A 9,665-nucleotide genomic window follows, 5' to 3' on the forward strand; every position below is an offset into this window, starting at 1 on the left:
GGGTAATAAGCCTGGGTCGCAAGAACTATCTGTTCTTCGGTTCGGATAGCGCCGGCGACCGGGCGGCGCTGATGTATACGCTGATCGGCAGTTGCAAACTGAACGGCGTGGAGCCGGAAGCGTATCTGCGCCATGTGCTGGCGATTATCGTGGATCATCCTATCAACAAAATCAAAGAGCTTCTGCCGTGGAACCTCACCATCCCTGCTGAATAACTGTCAATACGGCGCTGGGCGTACGCTTACGTATTGCCGCGACGTTACTCAGGCTCATCCTCCTCGGGATCGTCTTCTTCCTCAGCGCCTTTACGCCCTTTACCGACGTAGAACCGGGCGAAGAAAACGCCGATTTCAAACAGCAGGTACATAGGTATCGCCAACAACATTTGGGAAAATACATCCGGCGGCGTCAGCAGCATACCAATGACAAAGGCGCCGACGAGCACATAGGGCCACTTCTTGCGCAGATCCTCCGGCGTCACCACGCCGCTCCAGCATAGCAGTACGATAGCCACTGGCACCTCAAACGACACCCCGAACGCCATAAACAACGCCATAACGAAGTCGAGGTAGTTATTGATATCGGTCGCGATAAGCACGCCGCTCGGGGCGGTATGGGCAAAAAAGCTGAAGGCCAGCGGGAACACGACAAAGTAGACGAAAGCCATACCGGCATAAAATAACAGGGTGCTGGAGAATAGCAGCGGCATCATCAGCCGGCGTTCATGTTTATACAGCGCGGGCGCCACGAAGGCCCATACCTGGTAAAGCAACAGCGGCGCGGAGACGAATACCGAGATGATGATGGTCAGTTTGATTGGCGTAAAGAACGGCGACGCGACATCGGTCGCTATCATGCTGGCGCCCGTCGGCAACTGTTTGATAAGCGGCGCGGATATCAGCTGATATATATCGTTAGCGAAATAAACCAGCGCCAGAAAGACCACCAGTACGCTGAGGATGCAATAAAGTAGCCGCTTGCGTAGTTCGATTAAGTGACTGATCAGGGGTTGGGTATCATCAACGGCCATGGATTAGCGATCATTATTCAGTGGAGAAGTGGACGATGCCGGCCGCGGGGCTCCGCTTGGGATGGCGGTTTCGCGGTAGGCGGCGCGGCCTGGGCCGCCGAATTCGCTACGGAATCGGCCGGCGTCATCGGCGGCGCGTCTGCCTGGCGATCGCCTTCCGCCGGGGTCACACCATCATGCAACACCTCGGAATCGGTCACCAGGGGATTGTGAATCGTATGCGGCTCAGCCGGATCCAGTGCGGCACTATTGATGCCCTTGAATTCCTTTTTCATAGACTCCGCCGCTTCACGCAGCTCCTCCATTGAGGCTTTCAGCTCCGGCGACAGATTGTTTTTACTGGCCTCTTCAACTTTCTTCAGGCTGTTCTGCAGCTCTTGCAGCTTAAGCTCCTGCGTTAATTCGTTCTGCACCGTCGACGCCATGGATCGTATTGCCCTGATCCAACCTGCCACCGTCCTGATCGTAACCGGCAAACGTTCTGGACCCAGCACCACCAGTCCGATAACGAATACCAGCATAAGCTCACCAAATCCAATATCGAACACGGCTTATACCTGCTCTTTATCTTTATTTTTGGCTTCATCCGGCCGTGTCGGGTCGGCTTTCGGCGCAATGGGCGGTGGGGTAAAGTCGGCATCTTGTGTAGGCTTATCCGACGATTTCGTCGCCATATTATCATCTTCGCTCATGGATTTTTTAAATCCTTTAATCGAAGCGCCTAAATCCGAGCCCAGGCCGCGCAGCTTTTTCGTACCAAATAACAGCACTACGATAGTCGCTATGATCAATAATTGTGTAATGCTGATACCACCCATAAATTTACCTCTGTGAAGGGGGTAAAACCCGGTTATAGTCCCACCGACGGCTACGCGGTGCGTCTCCAGCCGATAATCCAGTTGACGATACCGGCGGCCATAAGCCAGGCCGGCAGAGATCCCTCGTCATCGCTTTGCGTCATTAAAAACGTGCCGCTAAGCAGCAGCGTGGCGCCAATGCCGAACAAAAAACGGGATTGGCTTTGCCGCACATGATGAACCCGCATTTCCACCGACAAGCGATCGACACTTTTCTGCAACAGGCGATGTTGCTTCAAACCGTTATAGACGAGTTCGGGCAATTCGGGCAATTTCTCCACCCAATAAGGCGCCTTCTCCTTTAGCGCGCGCAGAATAGCCGGCAGACCGACCTGATCCTTGATCCAGACTTCCAGAAAGGGCTTGGCCGTTTTCCATAAATCCAACTGGGGATAAAGCTGCCGCCCGACGCCTTCAATATACAGCAGCGTTTTTTGCAGCAAAACCAGCTGCGGTTGCACTTCCATATTAAACCGCCGCGCGGTGTTAAAGAGATTCAGCAGTACGTGACCAAATGAGATCTCCGCCAGTGGCTTTTCAAAAATAGGCTCGCAGACGGTGCGAATAGCGAACTCGAAGTCTTCGACATTGGTATCCGGCGGCACCCAGCCGGAGTCCACGTGCAGCTCCGCCACCTTGCGATAATCGCGGTTGAAAAAGGCGATAAAATTTTCCGCCAGATAGCGCTTATCTTCTTTGTTCAGTGACCCGACGATACCACAGTCGATACCGATATACTGGGGATTCTCCGGGTGTTCAAAACTAACGAAAATGTTGCCCGGATGCATATCGCCATGGAAAAAACTATCACGAAAAACCTGGGTAAAAAAGACCTGTACCCCGCGCTCCGCCAGGAGCTTCATGTTGGTGCCCTGCTTCTCTAGCGCCGCCACATCGTTGACCGGCACGCCATAGATGCGCTCCATCACCATCATGGTTTCGCTGCAATAATCCGAATAGACCTCCGGAATATAGAGCATCGGGCTACCCTCGAAATTACGTCGCAGCTGGATGGCATTGGCCGCCTCGCGCAGCAGATTAAGCTCATCGAGCAACGTCTTTTCATATTCCAGCACGACCTCCACCGGCCGCAACCGCCGGCCGTCCGGCAGCAAGTGCGGCACCCAGCTGGCCAGCCGGTACATTAGCCGTATATCGGCCTTAATCATCGGCAAAATATCCGGGCGGATCACCTTGATTACCACCTCTTTGCCGTTTTTCAGCCGGGCGGTATGCACTTGCGCGATGGAGGCGGAAGCCAGCGGCTCCTGCTGAAAATCGTCGAACCAGTTTTCCAGCGGCTGCCCCATCGAGCGTTCGATATGCGCGCGCGCGAGGGCGCCGTCAAAAGGCTGCACCCTGTCTTGCAGCATCGCCAACTGATCGGCGATGGCCGGCGGGAACAGATCGCGGCGGGTCGAGAGCATTTGACCGAACTTAATCCATACCGGTCCCAACTCCTGCAACGCCAGGCGCAAACGTTCGCCCAGCATGCGCTGCCCATGGTTGTTCGGCATCCAGAACAGTAAATTGCGTCCCAGCCGCAGCGGCAGCGTCAACCGCGTTTTCGGGATAAGCTCGTCCAGTCCGTAACTGAGCATGACGCGAATAATCAGATAGAGGCGGCGGATCTCCCCGAATATCATCTGCTGGCCTCCAGTTTATCCAAGCGGGCCGCCAGATTTTCACTGGCCCGGGTGACATCATCCACTTCGCCACAAAACCACGCCAGTTCCAAAGCCGAAGGCGTCAGGCGCCATTCGTCGGTAATTGCCTGCGTCATCCGACCCTGGCCGGTGCGCAAAAGCCGCCGCGCCTCGGTCAGCCGGCGCGCGACCGCTTGGGTGACGCCTTCAGCGGCAATATCGCCGACCCAGGGCGCCAGCAGCTCCGCCGCGTCGAATTCAGCCATATCCAGCAGCGCCGGCAGCGTGGCGAGACGGGTACGCACCGTGCAATCCGCGGCGTCATCCCACGCGTTAAGCACATCTACCTGGCGCTCGCCGAATACCAGAATAACCGGCGTCTCCCATTCGGCCAATTCAAACCGCAAAACTTTACCTTTCAGACGCTCACGGGCGGCGGACATGGCGCGATCTTGATAAAGCAGGCGTTTAAGCACGGCTTCCAGCGTTGCGCTTATCAGCGGCATCAGCAACATGTCATATCCCGATCAGAATTTATAACCGCGGTGCAGGGCCACGATGCCACCGGTCATATTGAAATATTCAGTGCTGTCGAACCCGGCTTCCAACATCATCGACTTCAGCGTTTCTTGATCCGGATGCATGCGGATAGACTCCGCCAGATAGCGATAGCTGCCGGCATCGCGGGCCACCATTTCACCGATGCGCGGCAGAACGTGAAAGGAATAAAGATCATAAGCTTTGTTCAGCGGCTTGAAGCGCGGGGTGGAAAACTCGAGGATCAGCAGTCGCCCGCCGGGTTTCAGCACCCGGTACATCGACTTCAGCGCCTGCTCTTTTTCGGTCACGTTGCGCAGGCCAAATGAAATGGTGATGCAGTCGAAGGTATCGTCCGGGAACGGCAGCGCTTCCGCGTTGGCCTGGACATAGCTGACGTTGCCCAGAATCCCGCGGTTGCGCAGCTTCTCGCGCCCCACCTTCAGCATGGAGTCGTTGATATCCGCCAGCACCACTTCCCCTTCTTCACCCACCAGCCGCGAAAATTTGGCGGTCAGATCGCCGGTGCCGCCCGCCAGATCCAGAACCTTTTGCCCACGACGCACGCCGCTGCACTGGATAGCGAAACGTTTCCAAATGCGGTGAATGCCGAAGGACATCAGATCATTCATGAGGTCGTATTTAGCCGCGACGGAGTGAAAGACATCCGCCACCATCAACGCTTTCTGATTCTTCGCAACGGGGCGGAAACCAAAATGGGTTGTTTCACGCTTGTCTTCATCTGCCATGTTCGTCGTCCTGCTCAATCAGTTTTCAGAGAAACAGATGCGTGGTGAAAGCCCCACCGCGGCGCGTCACTCCCGCAGCGGACACTCCTCGCGCGCCTGCCGTGACGGGCCAGCCCCGTCCTGTGCCCCGTCCTCCGGCGGCTCGCGACTCTCGTCCCGCGATGGCGGGTCGACGGCCGGCAGGCCGGTTGCCGATGCCGCCGCATCCTCGCCGGGGCGATCGGCAAAGGGAACATGGGCGCCTGGCGCGGAGGCGATGGGTCGCTTGATTTCCACGCCCAGGGCGCGGAACCCTTCCGCCTGGCCGATAATATTACCACGCCCGTCGGACAATTTATTCTTCGCCAGCTGATAGCTGGCTTGCGCTTTATCAAGGCTTTGGCCGATAGCGTTGATATCATCGATAAACAGCCGCAATTTATCGTAGAGGCGCGCCGCGCGATCGGCGATATGCTGGGCGTTGCGGCTTTGATGCTCGTAGCGCCAGAGATTATTTATCGTGCGTAACGCAACCAGCAGCGTGGTGGGGCTGACCAGCATAATATTGTGCGCCAGCGCTTCGCTTATCAGCTCCGGCTGTCGGCCTATCGCCACCATAAAGGCCGGCTCGATCGGGACAAACATCAAGACGTAATCCAGCGAGCGCAACCCTGGTAATTGCTGATAATCTTTACGGCCCAGCAATTTCATATGGGCGCGCAGTGAGTTGACATGCTCGGTTAGCGCCAGTTGGCGTTCAGCATCATTATCGCTGTTGAAATAACGTTCATAGGCCACCAGCGACATTTTCGCGTCGATGACCACATCTTTCCCCTGCGGCAGACGCACCACCACATCAGGCTGCAGCCGCCGGCCATCCCCTTGCTGGATGCTGATCTGGGTTTCAAACTCATGGCCTTCACGCAACCCCGATGCTTCAAGTACCCTGCTGAGCACCACTTCGCCCCAATTGCCCTGCGCCTTGTTATCACCCTTGAGCGCGCGGGTCAGGTTGACGGCCTCTTGCGCCATCTGCACATTGAGCTGCTTCAAATTCCGAATTTCATGGGCTAGCGTGTGACGCTCGCGCGCCTCTTGACCGAAGCTGTCTTGCACCTGGCGGCGAAAAACGTCCAGTTGCTCGCGCAGCGGCATCAGCAGCCGGTCAAGGCTTTGGCGGTTTTGCTCATCCACCTTACGTCCGCTGTGCTCAAAGATGCGGTTGGCCAGATTTTCAAACTGCGCCGACAACCGCTGCTCGCTATTGATTAACAGACGCTGCTTTTCTTCCGCCGCCAGCCGGGTTTCCTCCAAACGGATGGCCACCTCTCGCAGTTCCGCCTCCTGGCTGCTGTTGATTTCCCGCTGCGCCCGCAGCTCTTGATTGAGCTGCTCGCACTCCTGACGGAAATGCGCGAGGGAGGTCAAACGCTCCTCGGCGGCGGCTAGCCGGCCGTACTGTTCGCGCTGCTCCCGTTCGCCGTCGCGCAGCGCGAGCTCGGCCAGCCGTCGGGCATGTTGTTCGTCGGCCAGCGCCTGGCGCGCCGCCTGCACCCCCTGCTCGAGACTTATCCGTCCCGCTTCCTGCGCCAAATGCCGTTGATGCTGCCGGACGCCGGCGATAAGCCAGCCTAGCAATGCGCCAATCAGTGCGCCGCCTATACCGTAAAACAGGCCGTAATCCATATTGCCTCCGCCTAACCCTGCTGACAGTCACGTTAAGGGGGAACTGTATAGATGTCCAGATCCTTTTATTGACCGACGAAATGCGTCAGCCAGCGCAAGCCGAATGCGCCGGGCGCCAGCAGGCCGAACGCCCATAGCGCCGCGGACAGAAGATTGGCTAGCTGAAATCCTAGCCGCGGCATACCGCACAGCCCCGCAACGAGCGGCACGACCGCCCATAGCGGGCCGAAAAAGACGCCGGCTATTCCCCAGCGCATAAAAAATGCGTGGCCGCGCTCTAGCATGGCAGGATGGCGGGTGAACGGCCACAGGTCATAGACCCGTTGCTGGTAGTGGTCGCCTAGCCAAATAGGAGAGCCAGTCGCCGAAAAAACCGCCGGCGGCGGGCGGCAATAAAGACCGGCCAAAAAGGGATGCCGGCCTCGCCTATCAACGCGCCCAGCCCGAGCAGAATTATCGTCGCCGGCAGCAATAATGACAAAAACGCCAACGATTCGCCGAAGGCCAGCAGAAAAACTATCGGTATAGCCCACACCTGATGCTGGCGCACAAAATCGACAATAAGGGAAATCCAGTCTTCCACTAATACATAATTCCTGACTCATGCCGCGAGCGGAACACTAGAGCGTGACGCTTCACCTGCGGTCAAGGGGACGAAAACGGTGCGAAAGGCCGACTGCCACCCGCGGGTCTATCGCGCCGTCAGGCGGTCAACAGCAGACGGGCGGCCTCCACGACGATAGCCACGGCATCGCTTTCCGTTTGTTGCAACACCGCCATATCGGGAGTTTCTTGCTGTAGCCGGTTGACGATAACTCCCGCCACCATACCCGCGCGCAGTCCCTGCGTTGCGCACATCGTCAATAAGGTAGCAGATTCCATTTCGTAATTCATCACCCCCATACCCTGCCACTCCTGCATCGACCCTTTGAACTGCCTCACTACCCTGCCAGAGTAGGTGTCATAGCGCTCTTGCCCGGGATAAAAGGTATCTGAGGAAGCCGTCACGCCCACATGCAGCCGGGCGCCGTTCTTTTTCGCCGCCTGCACCAGCGCGGTGGTGCAGGCAAAATCCGCCACCGCTGGAAATGCCAGCGGCGCGAAGTGCTGGCTGGCGCCGTCCAGGCGCACGGCGGCGGTGGTCACCAGCACATCTCCGACATTGATGGCGTTTTGTATGGCGCCGGTGGTTCCCACCCGCAAAAAGGTACGGATGCCGAGTTGAGACAGTTCCTCCACCGCGATAGAGGTGGAAGGACCGCCGATACCGGTGGAGCACACGACCACTGCCTTGCCCGCCAGCTCCGCGCGCCAGGTGGTAAACTCACGATGGGTCGCCAGATGTACCGGGTTAGCCATCAGCCGGGCGATTTTTTCCACCCGCTGGGGGTCGCCCGGAACGATGGCAAGGGTTGCGCCTGCAAGGTCGGAAAATGTTAGGCCAAGATGGAAAACGTCGGACTGCTCCACGGCATATACCTCTACAAAGAATGGCTTATCTCGCCGATAATATCATTAATTATCCGTATTTACCGTGATAAAACCCCGCTTTATGACGTCTTTACAGCGTCTAGGGCAAGGCTCGCGGGCCTGAAAAGGCAGTGGTACGGCAAGCGCGGCCCAGATTCACATCGTGGCGACATTGACGGAACCGGCTTCGGCGGCCTAAGTTGACAGGTGTAGCTGTCCCACTGGTGATAATGACAAAAGGTTAATGCCAATGAGCCCTAACGATACCTTTACTCCTCCCGCGCCGGTTAGCGGTTTTGCCCGCGCCGCGGGCGCACCGTCCGCCACCGCGATCGTGACCGACGGTGAAAACTTGCTTTCCGGCCCTACCACCGTTCCCAGCCAGGGTGATGCCATGCCCGCGTGGATGGCCCGGCCCGCCGGCCAGCATGACGCTTTGCCGGTGGTCATCGTGGTGCAAGAAATTTTTGGCGTCCATGAGCACATCCAGGATCTTTGCCGCCGTCTGGCCAAAGTAGGCTATCTGGCTATCGCCCCCGAGCTTTATTTCCGCCAGGGGGATCCGGCGCACTATGATGACGTTGGTACGCTTTTGGCGGAATTGGTTAGCAAAGTACCCGACAGCCAGGTGCTGTCGGATTTGGACCATACCGCGCACTTTGCGGCAACCCAGGGCGGCGATCTGCGCCGTCTGGCGATAACCGGTTTTTGCTGGGGCGGCCGTATCAGCTGGCTGTATGCGGCTCATAACCCACAGTTGAGAGCCGCCGCCGCCTGGTATGGCAAATTGATCGGCGATAAAACGTTGACCATGCCCAAACACCCGGTGGATGTGGCCACCCAACTCACTGCGCCGGTGCTCGGTTTATACGGCGCGCAGGACAAGAGTATTCCGCTGGAAACTATTGAGACGATGCGCCAGGCGCTGCGCGCCGCTAATGCGGACGCGGAGATTGTGGTGTATCCCGAGGCCGGCCATGCGTTTAACGCCGACTATCGTCCAAGCTATCATGCCCCATCGGCGCAGGATGGCTGGCAACGCATGCTGGCCTGGTTTGCCCGCTGCGGGGTGAACTAAGGCGCGAGGCAGGGAGAGTAGCGACGCCCACGGCAAAGAGAGGCGCAGGGCATGGTACCGCGCGCAGCGGATCATTGCGCGCGGTACAGCCGCGTGTTCAGGTGATGAATGCGTAAGCCCCGACAATGCGCCCGCGGAAAAAACATCAGGCACGGCAATGCGCCAGTAGAAAAAACACAAAGCCCGGCAACGCCTCAGTGGATAACTATGCGCGTCATATCAGCCCCCAGGGGGAGGCTTCAGCGCAGCGCACATGCGCGCTCTGGCCGTAAGCGTACGCCCTGCGCCGTCTGTTAATTTCCCATCAAATTATTAAAGATGATGTCCATTATTTTTTTAATGGGCGCAATTCATGAAACAAACCCCACCAAAACCCTCAAGACGTCGTCTAAATTTCCCGCTGGACTTTAAAATTAAGCTGGTTGAGCAGGCGCTCCAGCCCGGCGTATCCATTGCCAAGCTGGCACGGGATAACGGTATCAATGACAATTAACTGTTCAACTGGCGCCAGCTCTACCGTCAGGGCAAGTTCGGTGTCCAACCTAAAATCCCCACTACACAGCAGGCTGAGCTACTGGCGGTTACACTCACCGCCGAACCATCACCCTTACGTTCTCCTTTACCCTCTGCCGA

The 9,665-nt window shown here is 57.4% G+C and carries 11 protein-coding genes and 1 pseudogene; 3 read left to right on the top strand and 9 right to left on the bottom strand.

Annotated elements, in window-relative coordinates; all coding sequences use genetic code 11:
- Window positions 1-215: transposase domain-containing protein (locus ACMX3H_RS14395; RefSeq protein WP_415211330.1), on the top strand; the 215-nt coding region annotated here is incomplete at its 5' end.
- A 44-nt stretch (window positions 216-259) separates the two neighbouring features.
- Here the strand turns inward: ACMX3H_RS14395 and tatC are convergent.
- From tatC to udp, 9 genes and pseudogenes are all read right to left on the bottom strand, one after another.
- Entirely contained in the window at window positions 260-1,030 is a 771-nt protein-coding gene (tatC, locus tag ACMX3H_RS14400) for a Sec-independent protein translocase subunit TatC (RefSeq protein ID WP_415211331.1), read from the bottom strand.
- A gap of 17 nt (window positions 1,031-1,047) precedes the next feature.
- Window positions 1,048-1,578 carry a Sec-independent protein translocase protein TatB gene (gene tatB / locus ACMX3H_RS14405; RefSeq protein ID WP_415211332.1) on the bottom strand — a complete coding sequence of 177 codons (531 nt, stop codon included), beginning with the start codon at window positions 1,576-1,578 and terminating at the stop codon, window positions 1,048-1,050.
- Between the two features lie 3 nt (window positions 1,579-1,581).
- Window positions 1,582-1,848, bottom strand: a complete 267-nt coding sequence (gene tatE / locus ACMX3H_RS14410; RefSeq protein ID WP_415211333.1) for a twin-arginine translocase subunit TatE — start codon at window positions 1,846-1,848, stop codon at window positions 1,582-1,584.
- Between the two features lie 50 nt (window positions 1,849-1,898).
- Entirely contained in the window at window positions 1,899-3,533 is a 1,635-nt protein-coding gene (ubiB, locus tag ACMX3H_RS14415) for a ubiquinone biosynthesis regulatory protein kinase UbiB (protein WP_415211334.1), read from the bottom strand.
- On the bottom strand, window positions 3,530-4,048 hold the full coding sequence (locus ACMX3H_RS14420) for an SCP2 domain-containing protein (protein ID WP_415211335.1): 519 nt from the start codon (window positions 4,046-4,048) through the stop codon (window positions 3,530-3,532). Before ACMX3H_RS14420 ends, ubiB begins: the two co-directional genes overlap by 4 nt.
- Before the next feature lie 12 nt (window positions 4,049-4,060).
- Complete coding sequence (ubiE, locus tag ACMX3H_RS14425) at window positions 4,061-4,819, bottom strand: bifunctional demethylmenaquinone methyltransferase/2-methoxy-6-polyprenyl-1,4-benzoquinol methylase UbiE (RefSeq protein WP_415211336.1); 759 nt, start codon at window positions 4,817-4,819, stop codon at window positions 4,061-4,063.
- A 66-nt stretch (window positions 4,820-4,885) separates the two neighbouring features.
- Entirely contained in the window at window positions 4,886-6,484 is a 1,599-nt protein-coding gene (gene rmuC / locus ACMX3H_RS14430) for a DNA recombination protein RmuC (protein ID WP_415211337.1), read from the bottom strand.
- A gap of 65 nt (window positions 6,485-6,549) precedes the next feature.
- A pseudogene (locus ACMX3H_RS14435) lies at window positions 6,550-7,067 on the bottom strand (DedA family protein).
- 119 nt (window positions 7,068-7,186) lie between these two features.
- Window positions 7,187-7,954, bottom strand: a complete 768-nt coding sequence (gene udp / locus ACMX3H_RS14440) for a uridine phosphorylase (protein ID WP_415211338.1) — start codon at window positions 7,952-7,954, stop codon at window positions 7,187-7,189.
- 250 nt (window positions 7,955-8,204) lie between these two features.
- On the opposite strand from udp, the gene ACMX3H_RS14445 reads away from it, so the two are divergent.
- Together ACMX3H_RS14445 and ACMX3H_RS14450 are read left to right on the top strand one after the other, a co-directional pair.
- On the top strand, window positions 8,205-9,032 hold the full coding sequence (locus ACMX3H_RS14445; protein WP_415211339.1) for a dienelactone hydrolase family protein: 828 nt from the start codon (window positions 8,205-8,207) through the stop codon (window positions 9,030-9,032).
- A 352-nt stretch (window positions 9,033-9,384) separates the two neighbouring features.
- Window positions 9,385-9,525 carry a transposase gene (locus tag ACMX3H_RS14450; RefSeq protein WP_415211340.1) on the top strand — a complete coding sequence of 47 codons (141 nt, stop codon included), beginning with the start codon at window positions 9,385-9,387 and terminating at the stop codon, window positions 9,523-9,525.
- The last annotated feature ends 140 nt before the right edge of the window (window positions 9,526-9,665 follow it).

This window comes from Sodalis sp. (in: enterobacteria) (assembly GCF_047607725.1).
In the GTDB taxonomy this organism is placed as follows: Bacteria; Pseudomonadota; Gammaproteobacteria; order Enterobacterales; family Enterobacteriaceae; genus JBLKSS01.